The sequence below is a fragment of the Streptomyces sp. G45 genome, from assembly GCF_049542095.1.
Classification (GTDB): domain Bacteria; phylum Actinomycetota; class Actinomycetes; order Streptomycetales; family Streptomycetaceae; genus Streptomyces.
Map to the genome: position 1 here is coordinate 3,965,406 of NZ_JBMUZU010000001.1, position 26,001 is coordinate 3,991,406.

23 protein-coding genes are annotated in these 26,001 nt (G+C 73.5%); 7 read left to right on the forward strand and 16 right to left on the reverse strand.

The window, feature by feature from the left end; genetic code table 11:
* Window positions 1–4: 4 nt before the first annotated feature.
* From mqnC to ACOBQU_RS16245, 13 genes are all read right to left on the reverse strand, one after another.
* Complete coding sequence (gene mqnC / locus ACOBQU_RS16185) at window positions 5–1,219, reverse strand: cyclic dehypoxanthinyl futalosine synthase (protein WP_423627676.1); 1,215 nt, start codon at window positions 1,217–1,219, stop codon at window positions 5–7.
* A gap of 170 nt (window positions 1,220–1,389) precedes the next feature.
* On the reverse strand, window positions 1,390–2,112 hold the full coding sequence (locus tag ACOBQU_RS16190; RefSeq protein ID WP_423627677.1) for a prepilin peptidase: 723 nt from the start codon (window positions 2,110–2,112) through the stop codon (window positions 1,390–1,392).
* A gap of 12 nt (window positions 2,113–2,124) precedes the next feature.
* The gene (locus tag ACOBQU_RS16195; RefSeq protein WP_423627679.1) at window positions 2,125–5,280 is read right to left on the reverse strand and encodes a BTAD domain-containing putative transcriptional regulator; all 3,156 of its coding nucleotides are present in this window, start codon (window positions 5,278–5,280) and stop codon (window positions 2,125–2,127) included.
* A 267-nt stretch (window positions 5,281–5,547) separates the two neighbouring features.
* Complete coding sequence (locus ACOBQU_RS16200) at window positions 5,548–6,006, reverse strand: TadE/TadG family type IV pilus assembly protein (RefSeq protein WP_423627680.1); 459 nt, start codon at window positions 6,004–6,006, stop codon at window positions 5,548–5,550.
* A 137-nt stretch (window positions 6,007–6,143) separates the two neighbouring features.
* Window positions 6,144–6,587 (reverse strand): TadE/TadG family type IV pilus assembly protein, encoded by a 444-nt coding sequence (locus ACOBQU_RS16205; RefSeq protein WP_423627682.1) that lies wholly within the window; start codon window positions 6,585–6,587, stop codon window positions 6,144–6,146.
* Window positions 6,584–7,066: a TadE family protein gene (locus tag ACOBQU_RS16210; RefSeq protein WP_423627683.1), complete on the reverse strand. Its 483-nt coding sequence runs from the start codon at window positions 7,064–7,066 to the stop codon at window positions 6,584–6,586. Before ACOBQU_RS16210 ends, ACOBQU_RS16205 begins: the two co-directional genes overlap by 4 nt.
* Window positions 7,067–7,074: 8 nt before the next feature.
* Window positions 7,075–7,326, reverse strand: coding sequence for a hypothetical protein (locus ACOBQU_RS16215; RefSeq protein ID WP_423627685.1), 252 nt, complete (start codon window positions 7,324–7,326; stop codon window positions 7,075–7,077).
* A gap of 64 nt (window positions 7,327–7,390) precedes the next feature.
* Window positions 7,391–8,320: a type II secretion system F family protein gene (locus ACOBQU_RS16220; protein WP_423627687.1), complete on the reverse strand. Its 930-nt coding sequence runs from the start codon at window positions 8,318–8,320 to the stop codon at window positions 7,391–7,393.
* 31 nt (window positions 8,321–8,351) lie between these two features.
* Complete coding sequence (locus tag ACOBQU_RS16225) at window positions 8,352–9,374, reverse strand: type II secretion system F family protein (RefSeq protein WP_423634529.1); 1,023 nt, start codon at window positions 9,372–9,374, stop codon at window positions 8,352–8,354.
* A 23-nt stretch (window positions 9,375–9,397) separates the two neighbouring features.
* A complete protein-coding gene (locus ACOBQU_RS16230; protein WP_423627688.1) occupies window positions 9,398–10,705 on the reverse strand; it encodes a CpaF family protein in 1,308 nt (435 codons plus the stop codon).
* A complete protein-coding gene (locus ACOBQU_RS16235; protein WP_423627690.1) occupies window positions 10,702–11,538 on the reverse strand; it encodes a hypothetical protein in 837 nt (278 codons plus the stop codon). Before ACOBQU_RS16235 ends, ACOBQU_RS16230 begins: the two co-directional genes overlap by 4 nt.
* 13 nt (window positions 11,539–11,551) lie before the next feature.
* Entirely contained in the window at window positions 11,552–12,268 is a 717-nt protein-coding gene (locus tag ACOBQU_RS16240) for a hypothetical protein (RefSeq protein ID WP_423627692.1), read from the reverse strand.
* Between the two features lie 592 nt (window positions 12,269–12,860).
* Window positions 12,861–13,514 (reverse strand): ATP-binding protein, encoded by a 654-nt coding sequence (locus ACOBQU_RS16245; RefSeq protein ID WP_423627694.1) that lies wholly within the window; start codon window positions 13,512–13,514, stop codon window positions 12,861–12,863.
* 146 nt (window positions 13,515–13,660) lie between these two features.
* On the opposite strand from ACOBQU_RS16245, the gene ACOBQU_RS16250 reads away from it, so the two are divergent.
* The 7 genes from ACOBQU_RS16250 (at window position 13,661) to ACOBQU_RS16280 (ending at window position 18,868) form a co-directional block, all read left to right on the forward strand.
* Complete coding sequence (locus ACOBQU_RS16250; RefSeq protein WP_423627696.1) at window positions 13,661–14,338, forward strand: hypothetical protein; 678 nt, start codon at window positions 13,661–13,663, stop codon at window positions 14,336–14,338.
* A complete protein-coding gene (locus ACOBQU_RS16255; RefSeq protein ID WP_423627697.1) occupies window positions 14,335–15,378 on the forward strand; it encodes a hypothetical protein in 1,044 nt (347 codons plus the stop codon). Before ACOBQU_RS16250 ends, ACOBQU_RS16255 begins: the two co-directional genes overlap by 4 nt.
* A gap of 243 nt (window positions 15,379–15,621) precedes the next feature.
* A complete protein-coding gene (locus ACOBQU_RS16260) occupies window positions 15,622–16,662 on the forward strand; it encodes a hypothetical protein (protein ID WP_423627699.1) in 1,041 nt (346 codons plus the stop codon).
* A 26-nt stretch (window positions 16,663–16,688) separates the two neighbouring features.
* Window positions 16,689–17,540 carry a hypothetical protein gene (locus ACOBQU_RS16265; RefSeq protein ID WP_423627701.1) on the forward strand — a complete coding sequence of 284 codons (852 nt, stop codon included), beginning with the start codon at window positions 16,689–16,691 and terminating at the stop codon, window positions 17,538–17,540.
* A gap of 10 nt (window positions 17,541–17,550) precedes the next feature.
* Window positions 17,551–17,817, forward strand: a complete 267-nt coding sequence (locus tag ACOBQU_RS16270; protein ID WP_423627702.1) for a hypothetical protein — start codon at window positions 17,551–17,553, stop codon at window positions 17,815–17,817.
* Window positions 17,818–17,830: 13 nt separating this feature from the next.
* Entirely contained in the window at window positions 17,831–18,358 is a 528-nt protein-coding gene (locus tag ACOBQU_RS16275; RefSeq protein ID WP_423627704.1) for an RDD family protein, read from the forward strand.
* Window positions 18,359–18,601: 243 nt separating this feature from the next.
* The gene (locus ACOBQU_RS16280; protein ID WP_190136665.1) at window positions 18,602–18,868 is read left to right on the forward strand and encodes a WXG100 family type VII secretion target; all 267 of its coding nucleotides are present in this window, start codon (window positions 18,602–18,604) and stop codon (window positions 18,866–18,868) included.
* Window positions 18,869–19,092: 224 nt separating this feature from the next.
* Here the strand turns inward: ACOBQU_RS16280 and ACOBQU_RS16285 are convergent, their stop codons facing one another.
* From ACOBQU_RS16285 to ACOBQU_RS16295, 3 genes are read right to left on the reverse strand one after another with little or no spacing between them, the layout of a single operon-like run.
* Window positions 19,093–23,523 (reverse strand): FtsK/SpoIIIE domain-containing protein, encoded by a 4,431-nt coding sequence (locus tag ACOBQU_RS16285; protein ID WP_423634531.1) that lies wholly within the window; start codon window positions 23,521–23,523, stop codon window positions 19,093–19,095.
* A gap of 33 nt (window positions 23,524–23,556) precedes the next feature.
* Window positions 23,557–24,009, reverse strand: a complete 453-nt coding sequence (locus ACOBQU_RS16290) for a hypothetical protein (protein ID WP_423627707.1) — start codon at window positions 24,007–24,009, stop codon at window positions 23,557–23,559.
* Window positions 24,010–24,025: 16 nt separating this feature from the next.
* Window positions 24,026–25,768: a protein kinase domain-containing protein gene (locus ACOBQU_RS16295; protein ID WP_423634533.1), complete on the reverse strand. Its 1,743-nt coding sequence runs from the start codon at window positions 25,766–25,768 to the stop codon at window positions 24,026–24,028.
* Window positions 25,769–26,001: the final 233 nt, after the last annotated feature.

The following is a 26,001-nucleotide window of genomic DNA, read 5'->3' on the forward strand; positions in this document are numbered from 1 at the left end:
CGCCTCAGTTGGCGGTGAGGAGCTTCAGCTCCGGGTGGGCCGTGCCGCCCTCGATGGCCACGGACGAGATGTGCGAGGCGACGCGGTCGTCGACCGGGTCGTTCGCCGGGTCGTCGTGCACCACGAGGTGCTCGTACGTGGTGGCGCGCTGGGCCGGGACGCGGTCCGCCGTGCGGATCATGTCGATCATCTCGCGCAGGTTGGAGCGGTGCTTGGCGCCCGCCGAGGAGACCACGTTCTCCTCCAGCATCACCGAGCCCAGGTCGTCCGCGCCGTAGTGCAGCGTCATCTGGCCCGCCTCCTTGCCGGTGGTGAGCCAGGAGCCCTGGATGTGCGCGACGTTGTCCAGGAAGATCCGCGCGATCGCGATCATCCGCAGGTACTCGAAGAGCGAGGCCTGCGTGCGGCCCTTCAGGTGGTTGTTCTCCGGCTGGTACGTGTACGGGATGAAGGCGCGGAAGCCGCCCGTCCGGTCCTGTACGTCGCGGATCATCCGCAGGTGCTCGATGCGCTCGGCGTTGGTCTCGCCCGTGCCCATCAGCATCGTGGAGGTGGACTCCACGCCCAGGTTGTGGGCGGTCTCCATGATCTCGAGCCAGCGCTCGCCGGACTCCTTCAGCGGCGCGATGGCCTTGCGGGGGCGCTCGGGGAGCAGCTCGGCGCCCGCGCCCGCGAACGAGTCGAGGCCCGCCGCGTTGATCCGCTGGATGGCCTCCTCCACGGACACCTTGGAGATGCGGGCCATGTGCTCCACCTCGGACGCGCCGAGGGAGTGGATGACCAGCTGCGGGAACTCCTTCTTGATGGCCGCGAAGTGCTTCTCGTAGTACTCCACGCCGAAGTCCGGGTGGTGGCCGCCCTGGAACATGATCTGCGTGCCGCCCAGCTCCACGGTCTCCGCGCAGCGGCGCAGGATGTCGTCGAGGTCCCGGGTCCAGCCCTTCTTGGTGTCCTTCGGCGCGGCGTAGAAGGCGCAGAACTTGCACGCCGTCACGCAGACGTTCGTGTAGTTGATGTTCCGCTCGATGATGTACGTCGCGATGTGCTCGATGCCCGCGTAGCGGCGGCGGCGGACGGCGTCGGCGGCCGCGCCAAGGGCGTGCAGCGGAGCGTCCCGGTACAGGACGAGGGCTTCCTCGGGGGTGATCCGCCCACCCTCGGCGGCACGGTCGAGCACGGCTGTGACATCAAACGACGTGAGGTCGGCCTTCTCGGTCACCGGGGTCCCTTTCGTAAGGTCCATAAAGGGGGCAGATCCTGCGCAGATCGTTCTTCAGCGTACGCCAGGCCCCCGGAGCCGCCGTCGGTGGGCGGGCCGGTCGGCGGCCGGGCTGGTGGTCCGGCCGGTGGTCGTGCGGGCGGTCCGGTCGGCGGCCCCTCGCGTCGCCGTCAGGCCGTGTGCGCGCCCAGCAGGACGCCCGTCAGCGCTCCCGCCAGGAGGAACGGGCCGAAGGCTATGGACGTCCTGCGGCCCGCGCCGCGCACGACGACCAGCCAGCCGCCGTACAGCGCGGCGAGGACGAAACCGGCGAACGTGCCGAGCAGCACCACGCCCCAGCCGTACCAGCCGAGGACCGTCCCCAGGCACAGGGCCAGCTTGACGTCGCCGAACGCCATGCCGTCCGGGTTGATCAGGAAGAGCACGAAGAAACCGGCGCTCAGCGTGAGGGCGCCGAGCAGCGCCCCCGGCCAGGAACCGGCGTGCCCCGGCAGCGCCGCCGCCACCCCGAGCAGCGCCACGGCCAGCGCCGCCAGCGGCAGCGTCACCACGTCCGGCAGCCGCATCACCGCCATGTCCACGACGGCGAGCAGCACCCCGGGCGGGGTCAGCAGCAGCCACGCCACCAGCTCGGGGCGGGGGCCGGTGGCCGCCGCGAGCGCCGCGCAGGCCACGCCCGTGGCGGCGGCGAGGAGCAGCGGGTGCGGGCCGAAGCGCTCGCCGTCCGCGCACCGGGCGCGGCCGAGCCAGCCCGTCACCTCGTGCGCCCCGCTCGGGCAGCGCGCGGCCCACGGCTCTTCGGGCGGCACCGACAGGCGGTACGCGGCGCGGGGCAGGAACAGGCCGGTGGCCGCGCCCCACAGGGCGCCCACGGCGGTCAGAAGCAGCAGCACGGCGTCGTCCCGTCAGCTCGCCGAGGACGCCGAGGACGCCGAGGACGCGGACGTGAGCGCCGACCGCCAGGCCGGGTGCAGCTCGTCGAGCAGGGCCTCGGTGCGCGGCGGCAGCCCCCGGGCGCCGCTGCGCGCGACGAGGTCCGCGGCGAGCGTCCCCAGGCGCGCCGCGTCGCCGGTGGCGTAGGTGGCGCGCAGCAGCTCAAGCCACAGGCGCTCGTCCGTCGGCGCCGAGCCGAGCGCCGCGGTCAGCGCCTCGATGGCCTTCTCCGCGCGGTCCTTCTCCAGGTGGAACTCGCTGAGCGCGAGGCCGATGTCCGCGACGAGCAGCGGCAGCTGGGCGTCGACGATCTCGTGCGTGAGCCAGCCGTACCTCCCCTGCGGGCGGTCGGCGAGGAGCGGGCCGCGGACCAGGACGAGCGCGTCGGTGAGCAGCCGCCCGCGCACCGCGCGGTTGCCCGCGCCGCGGCCCTGTGTGGCCTCGTGGTAGAGGGAGCGCAGCACGTCCAGGTCGGAGACCACGGACCGGGCCAGCGTGAGCCGTCCCGTCGCGTCGGCCGCGAGCCGCGGGGAGCCGTCGGGGTCGCTGCCGAGCCACTCCCTGAGCCGGTCGACGAGGGCGTCCCGGACGTCCTCGGTGACGCCGCGCGGCCACAGCGCGGAGGCGAGCACGCGCGGGTGCACGCCCTCGCGGTGGAGCAGCAGCAGCGCGAGCGCCTCGTGCAGCAGCGCGCTGCGCTCGCCGTCCGGCGCCTCCAGGCCGATGATCTCGTACGTGCCCACCAGGCGCGCGTACACCGCGGGGCGGCCCTGCTCGGTGACGTCGACCAGGAAGGGCGGCGCGGCGGCCGCGCCGCCGTCCGAGCCGTCGCCGCCGTCGCCGTCGCCACCGCCCTGCGGGTCGGCGGCCACGAACAGCTCGACCACGGCGCGCCGCAGCTCCTCCGGCAGCAGCTGCGCCCGCAGTTCCAGCCCGAGCAGCGGGGCGCGCAGCGTGCCCGCGCCGGTGATCTCCATCTCCCAGGCGGTGCCGGGCAGTTCACCGGAGTCCGCGGCGACGAGGTAGCCGATGCCGAGGCGCCCGGAGTCGGCGGCCAGCTCGGCGAGCCGGGCGGCGTCGGCCGCGCTCGGCGGCTCGGCGAGCAGCACCAGGTGCGGCGCCCAGCGGGTGTGCCGGGCGGGGCCGGTGCGTCCGGTGAGGACCGAGTCGTGGCCCGCGGCGCCGAGCGCGCCGCGCCGCTGCCGGGTCTCGGCGTCCATCGTCTCGATGAGCGCGTCGACGTCTTCCAGGTGCCGCAGGCGGTTGGGCGCGAGCGGTGTGAGGTCGGCGCCGAAGCCGACGAGCGTGATGGTCATGCGGTCCGACCAGCCGTTGGTGGCCAGCTCGGCGGCGACGGACGCGAACACCGCCGCCCGGTCGGCCGCGGCGCCCCGCAGCGACACGATGCCGGGCACGGCCTCCAGGTTGAGCAGCAGGCGCGAGTCGTCCATGGTGCCGAGGCAGACCAGGCCCGGGTACGGCGCGGCGGCCTCGACGTCGGTGTCGGTGTCGGTGTCGGCGGGGCCGGTCGCGTACCGCGCGGCGTCCGTGCGGGCGAGCAGCCAGAACGTCTCGTCCTGGCCCTGCCGCCAGGGCGCGGGCGGGCGCCCGGCGGGCTGGGCGAGCTGGAGGTGCAGATCGCCATGGCTCAGCCAGGCCGCGTACACCGTGGGCAGCGGGCGGGACTCGGCGGTCAGCGCGGCGGCGAGGCCGCGCAGCGAGCGGTCCAGCAGGCGCACGCCCTCGGGGTCGGCGCCCACGAACAGCGCGTCCTGCGCGTCGGCCGCCGTGCCCGTCGGCGTCGGCGGCTCCATGGCGCGGCGCAGGCCGACGGTGCCCATGGCGGACTGCCACAGCGCCTGGCGGCGGCGCCTGCCGAGCGCGCCGAGCAGCCCGGCGGCGAGCAGCGGCGCGCCGATGAGCGCCTCGGGCAGGCCGAAGGAGGAGCTGGTGGAGGACCCGGCGGAGGAGTCGCCGCCCTCAGCCGCGGGGGTGCGGTCACCCCGCTCACCGCCCTTGTCCCCCTGACCGTCGCGGCCGTCGCGGCCGTCACTACCGTCGCCCTTGCCGCTGCCGCCGGGGCGCTGCTCGGGCAGCGTGATGTGCGCCGTGTCCTGGTCGACGGAACCACCGCCGCGCTCGCCGCCGTGCCCGGCGCCTCCCTGACCGGCACCGCCTCCCTGCTCGGCGCCGCCGCCCTGGCGCTGGTCGCCGGTCCTGCCGTAGTCGGCGATCTGCTCGCGGACCTCCTTGGACACCTTGGGCGCGTCGTCGGGCATCTCGACCAGCTCGCCGCCGTGGGCGTCGGCGGGCATCTCCATGATCCAGCCGGGGCGGATGAGGCTGGCCTCGGACAGGCGGGAGCCGTCGGGCTGCTCGCGGTCCTTGTTGAGCTGGTAGATCTCCTTGTACCGGCGGCCGTCGCCGAGGTGGCGCTCGGCTATCTCCCACAGGGAGTCGTGGTGGCGGCCCTCGGGGGGCTGGATGCGGTAGAACTTCGTGCCCCCGTCGTCCGCCGTGCCCGCGCGCTCCGCGGCCTGGCCCGCCTGCTGGGCCACGGCGCTCGCCGCCGCCCCCGCGGTCTGCGCCTCCTGGCCGAAGACACCCGGGGTCTGCTGCGCGGTGGCCGCGGCGGGCTTCTGGTTTCCCTCAAGGGACGCGCCGAACTGCGAGAGCCCCGGCGCGAAGCTGGCGGCCGTGGCACCGACGAGCAGCAGCGCGGCCACGAGCTGGCGTGCGAGCAGCTGGCTGGGCCCGGCCCCGGGCACCCGGCCCGGCATGCCGACCCCGGAGACGGCGGCCTTGACCTCGACGAGCACGCACGCGGTGAACTGGGCCCAGGCGAGCCACACCACCACCGTGAGCACGTTCACGAACGTGCTCACCGTGATCTCTTCCTGGAGCCAGTCCATGGACGGGGCGCCGTCGGGCAGCGGCCAGCCCACGAAGTACGCGAGGGCGCCGGGCACGCCGACGAGCAGCGCGGCGAGGGCGACGAAGGCGAGGAACGCCTTCACGAAGTCCCCGGCCGTGCGGCGGCGCACCGGCAGCGGCTGCGGCGTCCGGTTCCGCGGCGTCGCCGGGGTACCCGACGAGCCGGTCGAGGAGCGGGTGTTGCGTCGCGCCATGGCGGGTGTCCTGGTTCCTGGTCCTGTAGGGAAGGGTCGGGCAGAGTCGGGCAGAGTCGGGAAGGACCCGGTCGGGAAGGGTTGGGCGGAGTCGGAAAGGGGCCGGTCGGCAAGGGTCGGGCGGTAAGGGTCAGGGGGCTGGGTCCCGCGGCGGGCCGACGGCCCAAGTCCGCGCGCTCCAGCGATCGTACGAAAGCCTCGGCAGGTCACGCAGAGCCTGTGGATAACCCTGGATGCGCCCCCGGTGCGCGCCCGGTGCGCGCCCGTCTATCCCACCTCGTTCTCCGCGACGGCCCGCCCGCGCACGGTCACGTCACCGCCGAAGAACATGCCCGTGAACACGGGGCTGTACGTCATCCGCACCTCGACCTCCACCTGTTGGGCGTTGGCGGTGACACAGCGGGTGGCCGCCACGTCCGGGCCGGTCAGGCCCATCTCGCGGGCGAACTTCCGCGCCCGGGCACCGCAGTTCTCGTAGTTGATGGGCGCGCCCTTCGCACCCTCGTACAGGCCCTCGGTGTCGAGGTCCTGCGCCGCGTACCGGGCGGCCTGCTCCGCGATGTCGGCGGCGCGTTCGCGCTTGGAGATGGACAGGCCGCCGTCGATCACGAACGCGGACAGCGTCAGGAAGACGAGCGCGAAGACGATGACGGCGCCCGCGCCCGAGCCCCGGTCGTCGAGCCGCGCCCGCCGTTCCCGGACCCAGCCCGGTGCGCGTCCCCGCACGCGGCCTGGCACGCGGCCTCGCACACGGCTTCCTACAGAGCTTCGTACGCAGCTCCGCACACGACCCCGCACACAGTCCCGCACACGGTTTCGTACGCGCCTCACGCCGACCTCCCGCCGTACGGATCCAAGGCCCCTCACGCCGACCTCCGGTACGGGTCGAGCGGGGAGCTGAAGCTGGCCTTCAGGGTGGTCGGGACGTCCAGGCCGAGCATCGCGAGTCCCCGCACCTGACAGCTGACTTCGACGGTGAAGAGCGTGTCCGGCTCGAAGCCCGCGCTCTTCTTCGTCACCGTGACCGGGCCCGAGCAGACGTCCGCCAGGTTGGCCCGCGCCGCCCGCCGCGCCTCGATCATCGCCGTGCCCTGGTCCTTCTGGATGGAGCCCGCGCGCGCCGCGTCGCGGGCCGCGCCGTCGAGCGCGCCGCGCCCGTCGACGAGCTGCCCGAAGGCCACCAGGACCAGGATGAACAGGATCATCACCGGCGCGAGGATGACGACCTCGACGGTGGACAGGCCCCGGTCGGCGCCGGTGGCCGCCCGCTCCCGTACCCGCTCCCGTACCCAGCGGAACGCCGTCATCCGCCCTCCTCCACGAACCGCTCCACCGGCCCCGCCGACCGCGCGTGCACCGTCAGGTCCAGGCCCGGGAAGACCGACGGCACATGGGCGGTGATCTCCACGCCGACCGTGCCCTCGTCGGGCTGGATGGCCTTGACGTCGGGGCCGAGGACCAGCTCGGGGCCGAGCTGGCGGATGTAGGCGTCGACCACGTCGCCCGCCTCGCCGCGCCAGCCGCCGGGGTTCTCGTCGGCCGTGGCGCGGGCCTTGCGGGCGCCTGCCTGGGCCGCGGCCTGCGCCACGTGGTCGGCGAAGAAGTACAGCGCGAACTGCACCGTCGCGAAGATCATGAAGAAGAGGACCGGTGTGAGCAGCACGAACTCGATGGCGGTCAGGCCGGATTCGCCGCGGGCGGAGGCGGCCTCCACCCGTCGGCGCACGAACCCCGGCACGCGGTCGCGGCTCCCCGCGGCCCCGCGCTCTCCCCCGTCGCCCGACATGCCGTCGCTCAGCAGGTCTTGCCCGCGTCGGCGCCCTCGATGCAGTCGCCGACCTTGTCGGCGCCGCCCTTGAGCGCGTTGTTGATGATGGCGGCGACCACGCCGACGATCGCCACGACGACCGCCGAGATGATCACCCACTCGACGGCGGAGGCGCCGCGGTCCAGCTCGCCGGAGCGGGCGCGCCGCACCCGGGCCTGGAGGAAGGTGACGAGGAAATCGACGGCGGGGACGCCGGTGCGGAAGTTCCGTTCGTTCATGGTGAGTTGCCCTCTCAGGAAGCAGGATCGTGGGGGGACGTTCGCGTCGTGGCGGCGGGGCGGGTCAGACCTGGAACACGCGCATCGCCGCCGGGAAGATGAGGAAGACCAGGAATCCCGCGCACAGCAGCAGCTGCGCCACGAGCATCGACTGTGATTTCTCGCCCGCGCTGCCCTCGATCTCGGCGAGTTCGCGGTGGCGCATCGTCTCGGCGCGGGAGGCCAGCGACTCGCGCACCTTCGCGCCGTCGTCCGCCACCAGCGCCAGGGACGCGGAGAGGTCCTTCAGCTCCTCGACGCCGAGTTCCTCGCCGAGCGAACCGAGCGCCTGCCACTGGCTGTTGCCGGTGATGCGGGCGTCTGCCAGGGCGTTCTTGATGCGCTGGGTCGCCCAGCCGTCGGAGACCTCCGCGGCGGCCATGAGCGCCTCGGGCAGGCCGCGCCCGCCCGCGAGGCTCATGGACACCAGGTCCAGATAGGCGCCGATGACCCGGCGCAGGTCGCGCCGCTTGTCCGCGGCGTCCCGGCGCACTTCGAGGTCCGGCAGGAAGAAGAACAGCACGCCGAACATCAGGGCCAGCCAGACCGGGATGACGGGGCTGCTGCCGAAGCCCATCGTCCAGATGACGGCGAACAGGAACGGCCCGAAGAACAGGCCCGCCACCGCCAGCAGCACCTTCGTCGCGAGGAACCGTTCCCAGCTCCGGTCGAGCACCGCGAGGTCCGCCCGCAGGGACCGCTGTTCCCAGCCCTGCTGTACGTAGAACTCGGCGACCCGGACGCCCACCCGCGCCCGCAGCGTCGCGAACCGGCCGGTGTCCTCCCCCTCGGGGGCGCGGTGGGCCGACTCGTACGCCGCGCCGCGCGCCCGCATCGCGTCGATCCGGGCGACGGTGGCGACGGCGCTGCGCCTGCTCGGCATCAGGGCGCGGATCAGGGCGAAGACGCCGAGGCCGAGGGTGGCGCCGATGAGGATCGGCAGGGTCAGGTTCATCGGCGTACCCCCATGTGCTCACAGGTGCGGCTCATCGGCGTACCCCCTCGGTGGGCGTGTGCGCGTGCGGCGGCAGCGTCTGCGGCTTGCCGTCACCGGCCCCGGTGCCTGCCCCGGCCCCGGAGGTCGCCCCGGCCCCGGAGGTCGCCCCGGCCCCCGCGCGCGGCCGGACGAACCGCACGCCCGGCTCGTCCCGTACGAGGAAGCGGTCCGGCGTCTCGACCGTGGACAGCTTGCGCAGCCACCAGAAGCCGAGCGCGAACAGGCCGCAGACGCAGGCGAGGACGAGCTGGCCGACGGCCGTGCCGTACGGCGAGACGAAGTCCCGGTTGAAGACGGACAGGCCGAGGACGAAGGCGATCGAGACGGCGACGACGATCTGCACCGAGCGGCGCGTGGAGGCGCGCTGCGCCATCACGCGCTGGCGCATGTCGACCTCCTCGCGCGCCGACTTGGCGAGCGCGCCGAGGACCTGGCGCAGGCCGGGGCCGCGCAGGCGGGCGTTGAGGATCAGGGCGGCGACGATGATGTCGGCGGAGGCGTCGTCGATCTCGTCGGCGAGCATCTGGAGCGCGTCGGGCAGCGGGGTGCGGGCGCGCAGCCGGTCGACGAGGGCGTCCAGGTGCGGCCTGAGCACCGGCGCCGCGGCCCGCGCGGACGCCGGAATGGCCTGCTCCAGGCCGACGGCGCCCGCGATGGTGTCACGCAGCGACTCCGTCCACGCGGCGAGCGCCTCGACGCGCTTCATCTGGGCCCGCTCCTCGGCGGCGCCGCCGAACAGCTTGTCCCAGAAGAAGACGAGGACGCCCGCGGCGACGCCGAGCACGGCCCAGCGGGTGAGCAGCAGCACGACGAGGCCGACGCCGACGGCGAGCGAGCCGCGCTGCCCGGCGAACCGGACCAGCTCGGCCATCCGCTCGCTGGCCTGCCGCTTCTCGTGCTCGGGCTTGGCGGGCAGGCCGCGCAGCGCGACGGCGAGCAGGGCGAGCCCGCCGCCGACGGCGACGCCGCACCCCAGGGCGTAGAGAACGGTCAGCGAGAACAGACCGCCCATGGATCCCAGCGCGTTCACGTGGCTCACCCCCACTGTCCGGCGGGCCGGTACCCGAAGGCGGTCAGGTCGTCCAGGCAGGCGATCGGCGCGTGCGGCACGACCCGGCCGTCCGGGGTCTCGGCGAAGACCTCGCTGGACAGCACGCGCCCGTCGACGCCGTTGACCTCGCGTACGGAGGTGACGACGCGCTGGAGCCTGCCGCCGGACTGGTAGCCGTTGCGCCGCTGGATGAAGACGACGAAGTTCACGGCGCCCGCGACCAGCATCTGGCTGGCCTCGATCGGCAGCCGCTCGGCCGCCTGGAGCGCGTAGGTGGAGATCCTGTTGAAGACCTCGCTTGAGCTGTTGGCGTGGATCGTGGACAGCGAGCCGTCGTTGCCCTGCGACATGGCGTTGAGCATGGTGACGATCTCGTCGCCGAGGACCTCGCCGACGATGACGCGGGAGGGGTTCATGCGCAGCGAGCGGCGCACCAGCTCGGCCATGGTGATGGCGCCCTGGCCCTCGGAGTTGGGCAGCCGCTCCTCGAAGGCCACCACGTTGGGGTGCAGGTCGGTGAAGGTGTCCAGGCCCAGCTCCAGGGCGCGCTCGACGGTGATGAGGCGCTCGTGCGGCGGGATCTCGTTGGCGAGGGCGCGCAGCAGCGTCGTCTTTCCGGCGTTGGTGGCGCCCGCGATCATGATGTTCTTGCGGGCCCGCACGGCGCAGGCGAGGAAGTGGGCGACCTCGGGGGTGAGGGTGCCGTTGCCGACGAGGTCGGACATGAAGACCTTGCCCATGCGGGCGCGGCGGATGGACAGGGCCGGGCGGCGGGCCACGTCCATGACGGCGGAGAGCCGGGAGCCGTCGGGCAGGCGCAGGTCGAGCTGCGGGTTGGCGGAGTCGAAGGGCCGGGAGGAGAGGCCGGAGTAGGCGCCGAGGACCTGGATCAGCTCGATCAGCTCCTCGTCGGTCTCGGCGACGGGCTCGCCCCTGACCTCGCGGCCGTCGGCGTAGCCGACGAAGACCTGGTCGCAGCCGTTGATGTCGATGTTCTCGACCTCGGGGTCGTCGAGCAGCGGCTGGAGCCGCCCGACGCCGAAGAGGGCGGCGTGCACGGCGGCCGCGTACTGCTCCTCGGTCTCCGCGTCGAGGGGGGTGCGCCCGGCGTTGATCTCCTGGCGGGCGTGCTCCTCCAGGATCTGGGCGATCACGGCGCGGGCGTACTGCCGCTCGTCCTCGCTGGACATCGGCGTGACGCCGGATATCTGGTCCAGGCGGCGCTGCTCGGCGATGCGGTCACCGGCGTCCTGCCGGAACCGCTTGACGAGCTGGTGGTCGACGGCGCTCATCGTCCGGCCCCCGGGGCTCCGGCCGCCGGGTGGGCCCAGGCGGTGCCGTACTGCTGGTAGACGTCGGCGGTGACCTTGCGGGCGGAGCGGATCAGCATCGACTTGTCGAGGCGTCCGCGCCTGCGCCCGGCCAACTGCTCGGCGCCGGTGGGGTCGTCGGCGAGGGTGCCGACGACGCGGGCGCCGGTGCCCGCGGCCATCAGCATCTCGTTGACCTGCTGGACGAGCTTGGCGGAGTTCCCGGGGTCGGCGACGAGGATCACGCCGATCAGCGGGGTGGCGAGGGCGGCGGCGCCGCGCGGCCCGCCGTGCAGCTTGTGGGCGAGGGCGGCGGCGCGGTCGCGGACCCGGGCGAGGGACTCGGGCTCCGTGCGGGCGACGAGCAGGACCAGGGCGGCGTGCGGGAACAGCTCCACGACGGGGCTGTCCCCGGCGATCCGGCCGCAGTCGGCGATGACGTCCGCGGGCGCGGTCGGCGAGTCGGCGAGCTGGGCGAAGGCCCGGCCGAGCGTCGGCCAGATCCCGGCGAGCCCGGCGGCCTGCTCGGCGATGCCGAGCCCGACGAGCACGTCGAGCCCGCCGGACAGCGGCTGGGCGTGGTCCCAGAGCTGGTCGGGTACGAGGCCGCGGCGCGCGGTGGCGGCGATGGACAGCATGCCGGTGTTGGGGTTGAGGGGTCCGCCGTGCGCGGCGGCGCTGCGGTAGACCAGGTCGCCGCCCGCCGGGTCGGTCTCCGCGACCAGGACCCGCCGGGGCCAGACCGCGGCGAGCGCGACGGCCGCGGTGGTGACGCCGGGGGAACCCTTGTCGGCGGCGAGAGCGATGAGGGCCATGCGGATCCGCCCTCTAGTTCCCGGAGTTGGGGACGATCACCAGGGACACCTCACCGGCGGACGCGGCGTTGGTGAGCGCGGCGGCGTCGTCGTTGTCGACGAGGAGGGTGACGCTGAGGTTGCCGGTGCTGATGGTGGAGTCGCTGTCGCTCTTGACGGTGCTGACGCGGGCGTCGGCGACGATCGGGGTGCCGCCGGTGCGGCCGCCGCCGGACTTGTCGCCCGAGCCGTTCGCGGCCACGCGATAGGCGGCGACGGTGTCGCCCGCCTTGAGGGTGGCGGGGTACTGGCCCTCCTTCAGGGACAGGCCCACGGTGGACTTGCCGCTGGGGACGCCGCCGTCCGCGGCGAACATCTGGCCCACGACCACGGCGCCGCCGGGGATGGTGCTCTTCGCCTTCAGCTTCTGGAGCGCGGGGAGCTGCTTCCACTTCACGTACTTCACGGAGGTGTCCGCGGCGACCATCACCGACTCGACCTTCGAGCGGGTCACGGACTCACCGGCGGCTATCTCCGCGCCGTCCTTGACCTTGACGACCTCGATGCGGTCGCCCGCGCGCAGCACCAGCACGGTGGCGCCGAGCGCGCCCACCAGGATCAGCAGAACGGCCAGCGCGGCCAGCGCCGGTTTGCGCTCGCGAGGCGCCGTGGGAAGTCGCTCACCGGCACCGGTACCGGCCGGTACGCCGGAACGGTTGTGGCCCGCCCCCGTACGCTCTTGGATCTTCACGCAACCGCTCCCCGTACACCCAAGAAATTTCCGTCGTTCAGGACACCAAAGCGACACTTCGCATTACCTCGGCCGGGGTTCCCTTGGCCCGTCAGCCACAGGCGCGGTGTCAAGCCATCGCACCGTATCAGCAGCACATAAGGCCCTCAAGGCGCGTTATGGAACGCGAAGCCCAGCCGCTTCACCCGTACTCACGCACCAGGTGGGCTTGCTGGTTCCACCCCTGCGCCAGCAAATTGAACTCGCCCCTCGATGCGCATTCGCGAACGAAATCCCTTTGCTGCTCTGCGAATTCACCAGGTATGTACCAGCCAACTCGCGCCGGGTCATCAGACGCCTCAGGGGGCGGAAGTGGTTCCCGGCGGTGAACCCGCCCGCGCCCGGAACCCTCTCACTGTCCGGCACCCGCCCCGAAATCCACGGGCCCGCCCCCAACGTCCGCGCATAGCGGGGCGATCCACGCGACAAAAGATAATTTCAGCCCCCATCAGAACACCCGTCAGAAATTTCCCTTTCCCGCGTACAACACGGACAAAGCGCCGCGCCCTCTTCGCCCCGGCAACGACCGCGGGGGGGGCGGGCGCGGCGGTGGTCAGTCGAACCGCAGGTGCCGAAGGCTGGTCCAGGCGCGCCGCGCCCGGCCCCGCACGGCCCCGTCCCGGTCGGGCGCCAGGGTCAGGCCCGCGGCCCGGGCCACGTGCTCCGCCACCCGCCCCACCGGCAGGCCGTCCGTCCACACCTGCTCGGCGAACCGCGGCTCCCGCAGCCGCTCCAGGCACAGGTCGAGCTTCCGCACGGCGAAGCCCTCGCGCCGCAGCGCGGCGTCCGGCCCCGCGACGAGGCCGACGGCCCGCCCGAGCCCCCGGTCGCGCAGCCGCCTCAGGACGGTGCGCCGGTCGGCGAGGAGCGCGAAGTGCCGTACGTCGTGGCCGCGCTCGCGCAGACGGCCGACGGTCTCCTCGAAGTACGCCGGTTCCACCACGGTCATGGGGACGATGACGACACCGGGGCCGCCGCCCGGCGGGCCCGAATGCCGGGTCAGGGCCAGGTCGAGGACGTCGAACACGGCCCGCCGCCACACCGGCAGGTCCTGGAAGTCGCCGCGCAGCGCCGGGGGCAGCATCCGGTGCAGGCCGAACCCGACGTGCTCGGGATCGCACACCACGCTGCCCGGCAGCCGCCGCCGGATGTCGAACGCGGTCTGCGTCTTGCCGCCGCCGAAGGGGCCGTTGAGCCAGAGGAGCATGCGGCGAGATTACGCGGGGGACGCTTCAATTCCGCCCCTTTCCTTGGGTTTTCTCCCGGCTGTAAGACAGTTCACTCTGGCGAAACCACACACCCCGCGGTTAGCGTCATGGCCCTTGACCGCACCCCCGTCTCAATAAGGAGCCGATGGTGAAGCGCCGTACCGTGTCCGCCGTAGTCGCATGCGCCGCGACCGCGGCCCTTTCCCTGACGGCCTGCGGTGGCGAGGACGACGGCGGAGCAAGGGACGACGACAAGATCGCCGGGGCCGGGCAGAGCGGCGGCGAGACCGGCGAGTCCCCCTCGCCGAGCGGCGGTCCACAGGGCGGCGAGGACACCGTGCCCCGCCCCGACGTGCGGCTTCCCGCCGACGTGAAGAACGTCTACGAGAGCTGGAAGACCGGTGACCGGGCCAAGGACGCGGCGCTCGCCGACGCCCGGCGCCGCATCGACGCGACCGACGCGGCCATCGCGAACGGCCGCTCGGAATCGAAGGCGATTCCCTTCTACTACAAGGGAGAAGCCCTGCTCGGGGCCGCCGAATGGATCGCGGGATTCACGAAGGAAGGCCTGTCCATCACGGGCACGACCCGCTATTACGCACCGGAGGTCACCCGGCACGGCAAGGCGTCCTTCGGCATTCGCTACTGCGCCGACGAAAGCAAGGCGTACACCAAGGACCGAAAGACCGGAAAGACCGACAAAACCCCGGTCACCGACAAGTCGTACGTGCTGTACAACACCCGTCTCGACAAGAACAAGCAAGGCGTCTGGCAGACCACCATGCTCAGCTCCGAGAGAGGGAACGCGAAGTGCACGCCATGATCACGCGCAGGTCGTGGGCGGTGGCGGGCGCCGCCGCGACGGCCGCGCTGCTGCTGATGCCGGGGACCGCGCACGCCGACAAGTCCCCGGGAGGCGGCTCCCAGGGCGGCGCCAGCACGGGCGGCGGCCGCGAGGGCCAGGACATCGTCTCCGTGGTGCGCTACTCGGGCGCGGTCGGCGGGGGCGGCACCGCGAAGGGCGGGGGCGCCATGAAGCCCGTCGGCGACTGGTCGCCGCCCGCCTGCTGGTACGAGCCGCGCACCGCCGAGCAGTTCCGCGACTACGTCGAGGACCAGTACGAGCGGACCGTGAACACGCCGGGCCAGCACAGCTACGCCAAGGCCGCCGTCGGGATGTTCCGCGACAAGTACAAGGACGGCGAGTACAAGGACTACAACCTGAAGGAGAAGGACAAGGGGAACTGGTGGGTCGCCGTCCAGGACGAGGACCGGTGGATGGAGGACGCGGCCCAGGCCTGCGACCGGGAGCCCTTCTGGGTGGAGAACGGCGACAGGCCGCCCGTCGACAACGCCCTGGACCCCGAACTCCTCGCCCAGCTCGCCTACGGCCGCCTGCGCCTGCCCGACACCGAGGTGTCGCTGGCGCCGAAGGGCACCACCAAGGTGAACCTGCCGACCTGGGCGTGGCTGGACAAGGCCACGTTCAAGCCCCTGTCGGCGACCGCGTCCGTGGACCTCCCCGGCCTGCGCATCCAGGCCACCACCACGGCCCGCCCCGGCTCCCTCAAGCTCGACCCCGGCACCGGCGACGCCCGCACCCACCCCGCGTCCGGCGTCTGCGCGAAGAACGCCGACGGCTCCGTCGGCGAGCCCTACGCCAAGGGCAAGGGTGACCGGATTCCACCGTGCGGCCTCACGTATCTGCGTGCGTCCGGCAAGGGCGCGTACGACCTCAGGGCGACCGTCACCTGGAACGTGTCCTGGAAGGGCACCGGCGCCGAGGGCGCTGACCTGCCGGACGGCGAGTTCGGCGCCGAGCAGCCGGTGACGGTCGAGGAGATCCAGGCCGTCAACCGATGAGGACGGGCGCGGCGGTGCGACGCGCCGCCGCGCGAAGGGTTGCGGCCGAAATGCGACAGCCGCGTCACGACCCGGCAACAGCCGACCGGGACCTGGTGGGTTGTCCCGATTTCTTCGGTGGCGTGGTCAACTACCTCGCCACTACCGTCACTCGCCCGGGGGAAGCCTTGTCCCACAGGGCTCCGGGTACGCCCGAAATCCCAGCAGGCGCATCCACCGCGCGCCGTGGAACGACCAAGGAGCATGACCGTGGGCTTCAAGGGGATGGACCCCGTTCAGGCGCCCAAACTGGCGGCCGCCGTCGACGTCATGAGCGGCACGCTCACCGTGCAGGGCGGACTGATCAGCGGAATCCTCGCGAAGTGGGAGGCCAAGGCCGAGGGCGTCGCCGACTTCCCCAAGAAGGCGAGCTGGGCGACCGACGAGGCCAAGGACATCCGCCGCCGCCTCGGCATCAAGGACGACCCCGAGGCGGTGCTCACCTTCGCCAGCCTCTCCGGTGCCCTGGAGACCTGGCAGGAGTTCAAGGACGGCACCCTCAAGGACATCAAGACGCCGCTGAAGATCCTCAAGATCCCCACGGCGGTCGAGGCGTCCATCCACCTCTACAAGCGCTGGGCGCAGGGCCAGAACGTGGCCGGTGCCCGCGCCGTGTACGAGCTGAACAAGTACTTCGGCGTGGAGGCGGACCGGCTCAAGGCCAAGCGCGGCGAACTGCTGCGGGAACTCCTCAAGGACCAGAAGATCCGCAACTGGTACAAGGAGCCCTGGAAGTGGCAGCAGGCGGTGCGCAGGACCGCCATGCGCCTGAAGATCCCCTTCGCCTCGAAGCTGTTCCAGAACGCGCCGGGCGTCGGCAAGCTCGCCACGAAGGTGCTGCTGCCGCTGAACATCGTCTCCGGCGTCAAGGAGATGATCTTCCCGACCCACGGCGGCGCCCAGGGCTGGGTGGACCGCGGCATGGGCGGGCTCCAGGCGGCGGGCGCGGGCGCGGTGCTCGGCGGCGCGAGCCTGGCCACGGCGCTGGGCGCCTCCGCGACCGTGGCGGCGGCCGTGCCGGTGGTCGGCTGGGTGGCGCTCGGCGTCACCGGCGCCTACTTCCTGGGCAGTTGGGCCTGGGACAAGTGGGGCGACGACATCAAGTCCGGAGCGAAGGCGGCCTGGAAGAACACCAAGGAGTGGGCCGGTGACGTCAAGGACAAGGGCAAGGAGATCGTGAACGGGGCCAAGAGCGCCGTCACGAACCTCGTGCCCAACGCCGTCAAGAAGTACAAATTCTGGTAAGCGAGCAAGGCGAGAGTCGGACGCTGATGATGCAGAACCGCGACATAGACATGGACCTCCAGGAGTTCCGGGGCATCCTCGGGGAAGCCCTCGCCGAGGGCGGCTCCCAACGCCTGCTGCGGCTCACCGACGAGGAGATCGCCGTCCTCGACCCGGACTCGCTGACCGACTGCGTCGCGCCGACGCCCCGGCTCGGCGAGCTGAGCGAGCAGGAGCGCGAGTGGGCGTACGCCACGGCGCTGCGCTCCCTGGTGTCGCGCGAGGCCGTGGAGGTCGGCAACATCGACGAGCTGGACGCGCTGCTGCGCAAGGCGGACGCCCAGCCCGAGACGGCGTCGCAGCCCTCCGGCGTCGACGTCGACCTGCGCATCGCGCCCGAGGTGAGCCTGGCCCTGACCCTGCGGCGGTCCGCCGACCGGGCCCTCGCGGTCGAGCAGCACACCTCCGCCGGTGTCGCCCACACCCTGGTGTACGTGCACGCCGATGACCTGTTCCTGGTGGAGCGCGTCACCTCCGGTGGCCTGCACATGTTCAGCCTCGCCAGCTCCGCCGCCGACGCCGCCGACGTGGTGCGGCTCGCCGTCGACCCGTTCGAGGTCGCCGACAAGGACGGCCGCGCCCAGCAGCTCACCGCCGAGCAGATCAACGCGCAGGACGTGGGCCGCCCCCTGAACGACGCCATCAACGGCGCGCTGGTGGTGGGCCAGCTGGTCGTCCTGGCCGACGCGCCGGGCCCGCTCCTGACGACGTACGCGACCGAGGACTCGGTGTGGACCGTCCACGTCGAGAAGCCGCAGGCGGTCTCCGGCATCACGGCCCGGCCCGTCGGCACGAACACGCTGCGCAAGATGATCACCCAGCTCATCCTGCCGAGTTGAGGAGCGACGCATGTCACGAGAGAGCGACTGCCGGGAAGACGTACGCAGGCTCAAGCGGTACGCGGACGAGCTGGAGCGCTCGGTGGACAACGTGCAGACACTGAGCGGCACCGACACCTGGAAGGGACCGAAGAGCGACCGTTTCCGCAGCGAATTCGGCACCCATAAGAAGCAGATCAAAGACGCACTCGCAAATGCCAGAACGGCGATCGACAACGCCTTGAAGCGGGTCGAGCGCGAAGAGGCCGAGAAGAAGAAGGAAGGCAAGGACAAGTAGGGTCCGCCGCGCCATGACGAAGCAGCAGCCGACGCCCCCATCCACCGCCCCCACGCCGTCGGGCCCGGGCCCGTCCGGCGCCCCGTCCGGCACCCCGTCCGGCACCCGGTCCGCCGCCGCGCCCGGCCCGGCCCCGTCCACCGGCCGCCGGATAACCGGCGCCGCCGTCGACGCGCTGCTCGCCCTGGTGTGCGGCGCCGCGGCCGGGGCCGCCGCCGGGATCAAGGTCGTCGACGGCGTGGCCGAGCTGCGCCTCACGCCCGCCACCGGCGTGGCGGCGCTCGCAGGTGCCGTGGCGTTCTCCCTGGTCAACCAGGTGCTGCTGACCTGGGCCAGCCGGGCGAGCGTCGGCAAGCTGCTCACCGGCCTGCGCGTGGTGCGCGCCGCCGACGGCGCCAGACCGGGCCTTGCCCGGCTGTGCGGCCGCTGGCTGTTCGGCTTCTACTGGGCGGTGGTCATCGTGCCGCTGCACGTCGCGACGGACAGCGACGTGGAGCAGCAGGACGCGGTCGGGCTCCGGGTGGTACGCCGGGCGGCGTAGGCCCTCCCGACGCCCGCGCACCCCGCCGCCTCCCCTCCCTCCCTTCACCCGCACGGCCCGAGGAATGGCCGTGGGGGTAATTCCCGTTTCCCGAAAGCAGAATTCACCACCCCTTTGAAGACCGCTCCATTAATTCCCTTGGAAAATACGCGACTTCGGGTTTCGGGAAACAAGTCATTGCGATAGCATCGACCGCGGCGAACGAAAGGTTCGTCTGGCTTTCGACACACGGGGAGGATCGTCATGTCGCTCAAGGGCGCGGACACCACTCGACTCCGGACTCTTTCCACCACCTTCAAGACCCAGCACGGGAACCTGGACTCCCTGATCCGTGCCATCTCCTCGGGCACCAGCAACAGCGAGGAGTTCTGGAAGGGCCCGCGCGCCAACCGCTTCCGGGACGAGTGGGAGAAGCTGAAGCCGCAGCTCACCAACTTCCTCACGTCGCTGGAGAACGCGCGCAAGGAGACCAGCGACGCGGCCGACGCCAACGACCGGATCAACGACTAGTCGAAGGCCGCCGCGCGGGCACCGGCATCCGGCGGCGCCGGTCGCCAGCGCGTCACGCACACGCGGAGGGGCCGGGCAGCACACGCTGCCCGGCCCCTCCGCGTTCCCGCACCTCGGGCGCGAACCCGTACCCCGGGCCCGGGGCCCCGGCGGCCCGGCGCCCGCCCGGCCCGGCAGCACCCCGGCACCCAGCACCCCGGCGCCCAGCGGCCCGGGCCCCGCCCTCAGTCCGGCAGCACCGCCTGCGCGGGCACCGGCTCCCCGCCGCGCACGAACAGCCCGCGCCCGGTGGGCCCGCCCCCGCCGCTGTTCGACGACAGGCGGATGTTGAACATCTCGCCGTCCGCCGAGCCCTGCGGCGAAAGGAGCAGGCCGTTGCGCGACCGGCGCGCGGCCACGACGAAGCCGCGGTACTGCGCGGACAGCGTGTCCACGGCGCCCGCCGCGATCAGCGCGAGCCCGCCGTCCATGCCGCGCCGCAGGGCCTCCTCCAACGCCTCGTCGAGCGGCGTGTCGTAGATCAGCTCCGCGTCGTCCACGACGATCGCGTACGGGCCCTTGGCGCTCTCCATCAGCGCCTCCAGGTCGTCGGACGAACTCTCGGCGTCCAACTGGCCGAGCACGCCCGGCGTTCCCGCCAGGTCCCGCAGCGGCGAGCGGCGCGGCGTCACCAGGATCACCTCGGTGCCGCGCCGCAGCAGTTCGGCGGCGGCCGTGATCAGGGTGCTGGAGCGGCCCGACTTCGGCGGACCGGAGACGACGAAGCCGGGGCCCGCCTCCTCCAGGTCGAGGCCGAGCGGCTGGAGTTCGTCGCCGCCCACCGCGAAGAACGTCCACAGCGGCGACGGCGCCGTGAACTCCGGTTGCAGCGCCGCCGCTTCGGACGCCTTGATGCGGGCGGGCAGCACGTCGACGCGGATGGGCTTCTGGCCCGGCCGGGGCCTGCCCGCGCGCTCCGCCGCCGCGCGGGCGATCTCCTGGAGCGCGGCCACCTGCGCCTGCCCGTTCGGGTTCTCGGCGAGCAGCGCGATCTGGCTCTCCCGCACGCCGTCGTCGGTCGCCTTCAGCGCGCGGCCCGGCGGCACCTCCTTGGGCACGTCCTTGGTGGAGATGCCCGCGAACGTGTAGTCCGCCGGGTCGGCCAGGCGCAGCACCAGCCGCTCGGCGAAGGAGCTGGAGATCTCCCCCGTCAGGCCGCTGCGGTCCACGGCCATGACCACCTTGACGCCGACGGCGGCGCCCTCCCGGAACAGCCGCTTCGCCGACTCCACGAGGCGCCCGTAGTCGTAGTTCTCGAACGCCACCCGGAACGCGTCCCAGCCGTCGATCATGACGACCATCCACGGAAGCCGGTCCTCGGGCTCCGCCCCCGCCCGCTGCTCGGCCGCGCTGGACTGGCCCTTCTCGGCGAGCAGCAGCTGCCGCCGGGCGACCTCGGCGAGGAGGCGGCCGAGGAGGCGGTCCACGCGCGCGGTCTGGTCCCGGGTCACCACGGCCCCGCAGTGCGGCAGCTTCGCCAGCGGCAGCAGCGCGTTGGCGCCGCAGTCGATGCCGTACAGGTGGACGTCGCTCGGGTCGCAGGCGGACGCGAGCGCGCCCGCGATGGTGCGCAGCGCCGTGGAGCGGCCGGAGCGGGGACCGCCCGCGATCATCAGGTGCTCGCCGTCGGCGAGGTCGAGCGCGAGCGCGGCCCGCGCCTGCTCGGCGGGCAGGTCCGTGAGGCCGAACGCCACCGGCCGCACCGGGTCGTCGGCGGAGGCGCCCGGCGCCGGGGCGGGCAGCTCGTGCGTCTGGACGTGCGCGGGGATGGGCGGCAGCCAGGGGCTGCGCGGGGTGGCGCAGCCCAGCTGGCGGGCGCCGTCGGCGATGGCGTCCACCAGGACCGCCAGGTCGGTGACCATGGTGCCGTCGTCGCCGTCGTCCTGTGCGGCGCGCGGCGGCGGATGCCCGTACGCCACCCAGTCCAGCGGGTGCACGGTGACCTGGGGGGCGCTGCCGACGCCCGGGCGGCGGCCACCGATCCGCGCGGACTGCACGCCCACCAGGGACTGGGCTCCGGAGCGTACGTAGCAGCGGCCCGGCGTGGCCTTGGAGATGGCCGCCGAGTCGGGCGCGTCGATGACGTCCCGGGACTCCTCGCCGTTGGTGACCCTGAGGGCGATGCGCAGGTTCGTGTTGGCCCGGATGTCCGCGCTGACCACGCCCGCGGGGCGCTGGGTGGCCAGCATCAGGTGCACGCCGAGCGAGCGGCCGCGCCGGGCGATGTCGACGAGACCGGCGATGAAGTCCGGCAACTCCGCGACCAGCGAGGCGAACTCGTCGATGATCAGCACGAGCCGCGGCATCGGCTCCAGGCCGGGGCGGAGCGCGCGGGCGTCGTTGTAGTCCTCGATGTCCTTGGTCTCGGCGGCGAACAGGATCTCCTCGCGGCGCTTCAGCTCCGCCGCGAGCGAGGCCAGCGCCCGCTCCGTCAGGTGGGCGTCGAGGTCGCTGACCATGCCGACGGTGTGCGGCAGGCGCGCGCAGTCCTGGAAGGCGCTGCCGCCCTTGTAGTCGATGAGGACGAAGTTGAGGGCGTCCGGCGTGTTCCCCACGGCCAGCGAGGCGATGATCGTCTGGAGCAGTTCGGACTTACCGGCGCCCGTGGTGCCCGCGATCAGCGCGTGCGGGCCGTCGCGGCGGATGTCGAGCACGAACGGCCCGTCCGCGGCCAGCCCGATCGGCACCGCCGTGGTCGCCCCGCCCCGCTGCCAGATCGCGGCGATGTCCCGCCCGGTCGGGTCCGGCATCCCCAGCAGGCCCAGCAGCCGCGCGGCGCTCGGCAGCGCGCTGTCGGCGTCGTCGCGGCTGACGTCGCGTACGGGGGCGAGCGCGCGGGCCACCCGCTCGCACCAGGCGGTGTCCACCTGGTCCGCGAGGATCTCGCCCACGGCCTCGTACCCGTACCCGCGCAGGTGCACCCGGTGCGCGGACTGGGGCGTCCAGCAGATCGCCGTACGGCACTCCTCGGGCAGCAGCCGCTCGTCCTCGTCGACGCAGAGCGCGAAGATCCCGTGGCCCGGTCCCTCCTGGAGGAGTTGGGGCACGCCGGGCACGCGGCGCAGCAGGCGGGCGCCGTCGAGGACGAGCAGCACGTGCTGGTCGGGGCGGAGCACGTTCAGGCCGCCGTGCTCCTTGGCGGCCTCCTTGCGGCGCTCCAGCTCGGTGAGGAGTTCGGTGACGCGCCGCGAGACGGACTCCGCGTCGGTGCCGAGCAGCGCCACGCAGTTCTGGCCCTGCTGGGGGCCGGTGTGCGGCAGCCACTGGGCCCAGCCCCAGTGCTCGGCGGCGTCCCTCGCGGAGGACAGCACGACGAGCGACAGGTCGCGGGGGCTGTGCAGCACGGCGGCCTGCGCGGCCAGCCAGCGCGCGGTGGCCGCCGCGCGCCCCCGGTCCCCGGCGACGCCGACCACGCCCAGCTCCACGAAGGGCAGCGCCAGCGGCACGTTCGTGATGACCGGCGGCTCCGGTTCCTCGGCGTCGGGCGCGGCCGTACGGGCGTTGACCAGTTCCAGCTCGGCGCGCAGGTCGCCGAAGCCGACCCGCAGGTGCAGCGCGTCGGGGTCGGTGATGCGCCGCTCCCACAGGCGCCGCCGGGGGCCGGTGGCGAACAGCAGGAGCTGGCCCGGGTCCGGGTGGGCCTCGCGGCGGCGGCGCTGGTCGGCCTCGCCGAGCCGCTGGACCTCCGCCTCGCAGTCGGCCTTCGCCTTCTTGTACTCCTTCAGGGCGGCCCGGTACTTCTTCTTGCCGTGCCGCCGGTCGCTGATCCACTGGCCGAACATCATCAGCGGCGACAGCAGGCAGAACAGCAGCATGTAGATCGTCTTGGTGACGAAGTACATGCCGAGGCCGAAGAACAGCGGCAGGATCGCGGCGATCAGCTGGAAGCGCTGCGCCTCCTCCTTCACCGGCGGCGCGGGCACCACCAGGCGCGGCTTGGCGCGCGGCGAGGTGAGCCGGGGCGGCCGGTTGTAGGCGAGGCCGCCCTCACCGGCGGCGGACAGATGGGCGTCGGGCGCGCCGACCTCGGAGAGGCTGAACAGCGACGCGCCGCACGCCAGCAGCTCCCCCGGCCGCCACTCGCGCGGCCCGGCCAGCGGCTCGTCATCGAGGGCGAGGGTGGCGCCGTCGCCCGGCGCGACCTCCACCCGCCCCTGTACGTCGACGGTGACGCGGGCGGCGAACGGCGCCAGGGAGGGGTCCTCGACGGTGAGCGTGGCGGCGGGCGACGAGCCGATCGTGCTGACCCCGGCGGCGAGCCGCGCCACACGGCCCGCTCCGGGCCCGCCGCTGACCGCCATCTCGTACCGTCCCGGCGGCTCGCCGTCCGTCATGAACGGCCCGACGGAGTCGTCGGTGGTGAGCCGCACGCCGTCCCTGAGTTCGACGCCGACGGGCTTGTCGGCGGGGACGAAGGCGCCGTTGACCCACAGGCCGGACGCCGCGGGCGCTCTGGGGGCCAGCGGGACCACCACGCCGGGTGCGGAGGGCACGGGGCCGCCGCCGAGCCGGTCCACGACCGCGGCCAGCTCCCCCGCCGTCGTCCCCTCGTCGACGCTGATCAGCGCCGTCCGCGGCGCGGCTCCTTCCCGGACCACGGTCGCCCGCACTCGCATGGGCATGCGTCCCTTTCGTCTCGCTGCTCGCGCCTAGGCGCTCGGTATGTCCTGGACGGGAACCCCGGGCGCGAACGCCCGCACGGCGGCGGTGAGGCGCTCGCGGTCGAGGGTCCACAGGTTGATGCTGCGGCTCGCCAGGAACACGTCGTGCTCGACGTGCGGGGCGAGCTTGCGGGTCTGCTCGGGGCTGAGGCCCGCGTTCTGCCCGGGCAGCGGCGGGGCGCCCGCTCTGCGGCGCAGGCCCACGTACCTCATGGGCGTCAGCCCGCCGGTGACGTCGTGCTGCCACAGCACGACGGCCTCGATGTCCCCCCACGGCACGACGGCCGTCTGCTTGGCGTACTTGGCGGGCGCGCCGCCCAGGGTCACGCCGTGCGCGTCGACGCGGAACGCGACGAGCCGCTTCGTCGCCGCGCCGCTCAGCAGCTGCATCGGGGTCCAGGTGAAGCGGGCCTCGTAGACCGAGGACGGGTCTTCAGACATGGCCGGATGGTAGCCGCTAGCGGGAAACGCGCTTCAGCCGTGCCTCGGGATCGCCCGCCCCCGGGTCCTGTGACGTGTACTGGAGTTCCGCGCCGACGGGGCGCAGCCGCACGGTGTGGGCGGCCTGGGAGCACTGGCCGTGGTTGGTCTTCGCGCCCGCGCCGGTCGCGACGAGTTCCTTGTCCGTGGCGGACTTCAGGGTCAGGACGTCCACGCACGTGCGGCCGATGAGGTCGGTCTGCGTCACGGTGCCGACGCGGTCGCCCGGCCGCTCGGCCCGGCGGATGGTGACGTCGAAGGTGCCGATGGGGAGCTGGCCGCGCTGGAACGCCTTGCCGTTCCACTTACCGACGTACCGGGCGGGCACCCGCCCGCCGGGCGACGCGTCGCCGGTGGCGCTCGGCGGGCGGCCCGCGCTGTCCTTGGCGCCGTCGTCGCCGCTTCCCGGCAGCAGGTCGAGGACGAACACCGACCCCACCGTGACCGCCGCCAGCGCCCCGGCGACGGCGAGCGCGACGGTGCAACTGACCCTGCGGCCCCGCCCGTTGGGCCCGGCGGGCGCGGCGTCGGCGGCGACGGAGAGGGAGATCCTGCCGGGGGCGGTGGGGGCGGTGGGGGCGGCGTGGGCCGGGGACACCGGGGGCGCCGGGGGCGCCGGGGGCGCCGGGGGTGTGCCGGGCGCGTCGCGGGGCGGCGGCACCTGGGCGGGCGCTTCCGCCCGCGGTACCGGGGGCTCCGCCGCCGGGTCGGCCGCGTACGGCGGCTCCGCCGCACGCCCCGCCGCGTACGAGGGATCCGGCGGCCCGAACGCCCCCGCCCCCGTGAACGCCACCGGCCCCGACACGGGCCCCGGGGCGCCGCCGCCGGTGTCCAGGTCGAGCAGCCGCACCGCGCCCCGGCTCACCCGCTCCACCACGGCCCCCGGCAGCCAGCCCGCCGCCACCAGGGGCGCGGCACCGGCGGGGGCGAGGCGGCGGGCGAGGTCCTCGGGCGCCGGGCGGGCGTCGGCGTCCTTGACCAGGCAGGCCGCGGCGACGTCCCGCAACTCGCCGGTCAGGGCGCCGAGTTCCGGGGGCTCGTGGACGACCTTGTAGAGCAGCGCGGCCGAGGAGTCACCGGGGAAGGGGGAGGTGCCGGTGGCGGCGAAGACGAGGACCGCGCCGAGGGAGAAGACGTCGGCGGCGCCCGTGACGCCCTTGCCGAGGATCTGCTCCGGCGCCATGTAGCCGGGGGAGCCGATGGAGACGCCCGTGGAGGTGAGGGACGCGGTGCCGTCGGTGGCGCGGGCGATGCCGAAGTCGATGAGGCGGGGGCCGTCCAGGGTCAGCAGGACGTTGGAGGGCTTCACGTCGCGGTGGACCAGGCCGAGGCCGTGCACATGGGCCAGGGCCTCGGCGAGGCCCGCGACCAGGACGCGCGCCGAGTGCTCGGGCAGCGGGCCGGTGTCGCGGACGGCCTCCGTGAGCGAGGGGCCCGCCGCGTAGCCCGTGGCCACCCAGGGCACGGGCGCCTCCGGGTCGGCGTCCAGGACGGGCGCGGTCCAGTCGCCGCCGACCCGCCGCGCCGCCTCGACCTCGCGCCGGAAGCGGGCGCGGAACTCGTCGTCGAGCGCGAAGTGCGGGTGGACGACCTTCACGGCGACGGTGCGGCCGCCCGCGCTGCGGCCCACGTAGACCCGGCCCATGCCACCGGAGCCGAGGCGGCCGAGCAGTCGGTAGGGCCCGATCACCGCGGGCTCGTCCGGTTCGAGCGGATGCATGGCGGAGGCCTCCCCCGGGTGTGCGCTGCGCATGCCCCTGCTCGGCTCAGCCTACGGCCCGGGGCCTCCGGGGCCCGGTTCGGCCGCCGACGGGAGACGAACGGCCGTACGCACGGAAGAAGAACGGCCGTACGCGCGGGAGGCGAACGGCCGTACGGGGAAAAGGGCCGCCCTTCGCCATCGTGTCGCCGCCACTCCACCCGGGCGACACACCGTATTCCGCTATTCCGTTT

Coding starts and splice junctions, on each gene's coding strand:
- ACOBQU_RS16215 (WP_423627685.1), bottom strand. CDS start 7,326: ATGAACGAACGGAACTTCCGCACCGGCGTCCCCGCCGTCGATTTCCTC.
- ACOBQU_RS16230 (WP_423627688.1), bottom strand. CDS start 10,705: ATGAGCGCCGTCGACCACCAGCTCGTCAAGCGGTTCCGGCAGGACGCC.
- ACOBQU_RS16225 (WP_423634529.1), bottom strand. CDS start 9,374: ATGGGCGGTCTGTTCTCGCTGACCGTTCTCTACGCCCTGGGGTGCGGC.
- ACOBQU_RS16210 (WP_423627683.1), bottom strand. CDS start 7,066: ATGTCGGGCGACGGGGGAGAGCGCGGGGCCGCGGGGAGCCGCGACCGC.
- ACOBQU_RS16270 (WP_423627702.1), top strand. CDS start 17,551: ATGTCACGAGAGAGCGACTGCCGGGAAGACGTACGCAGGCTCAAGCGG.
- ACOBQU_RS16205 (WP_423627682.1), bottom strand. CDS start 6,587: ATGACGGCGTTCCGCTGGGTACGGGAGCGGGTACGGGAGCGGGCGGCC.
- ACOBQU_RS16220 (WP_423627687.1), bottom strand. CDS start 8,320: ATGAACCTGACCCTGCCGATCCTCATCGGCGCCACCCTCGGCCTCGGC.
- ACOBQU_RS16195 (WP_423627679.1), bottom strand. CDS start 5,280: ATGGCGCGACGCAACACCCGCTCCTCGACCGGCTCGTCGGGTACCCCG.
- ACOBQU_RS16290 (WP_423627707.1), bottom strand. CDS start 24,009: ATGTCTGAAGACCCGTCCTCGGTCTACGAGGCCCGCTTCACCTGGACC.
- ACOBQU_RS16255 (WP_423627697.1), top strand. CDS start 14,335: ATGATCACGCGCAGGTCGTGGGCGGTGGCGGGCGCCGCCGCGACGGCC.
- ACOBQU_RS16245 (WP_423627694.1), bottom strand. CDS start 13,514: ATGCTCCTCTGGCTCAACGGCCCCTTCGGCGGCGGCAAGACGCAGACC.
- ACOBQU_RS16260 (WP_423627699.1), top strand. CDS start 15,622: ATGACCGTGGGCTTCAAGGGGATGGACCCCGTTCAGGCGCCCAAACTG.
- ACOBQU_RS16295 (WP_423634533.1), bottom strand. CDS start 25,768: ATGCATCCGCTCGAACCGGACGAGCCCGCGGTGATCGGGCCCTACCGA.
- ACOBQU_RS16285 (WP_423634531.1), bottom strand. CDS start 23,523: ATGCGAGTGCGGGCGACCGTGGTCCGGGAAGGAGCCGCGCCGCGGACG.
- ACOBQU_RS16235 (WP_423627690.1), bottom strand. CDS start 11,538: ATGGCCCTCATCGCTCTCGCCGCCGACAAGGGTTCCCCCGGCGTCACC.
- ACOBQU_RS16275 (WP_423627704.1), top strand. CDS start 17,831: ATGACGAAGCAGCAGCCGACGCCCCCATCCACCGCCCCCACGCCGTCG.
- ACOBQU_RS16250 (WP_423627696.1), top strand. CDS start 13,661: ATGGTGAAGCGCCGTACCGTGTCCGCCGTAGTCGCATGCGCCGCGACC.
- ACOBQU_RS16280 (WP_190136665.1), top strand. CDS start 18,602: ATGTCGCTCAAGGGCGCGGACACCACTCGACTCCGGACTCTTTCCACC.
- ACOBQU_RS16265 (WP_423627701.1), top strand. CDS start 16,689: ATGATGCAGAACCGCGACATAGACATGGACCTCCAGGAGTTCCGGGGC.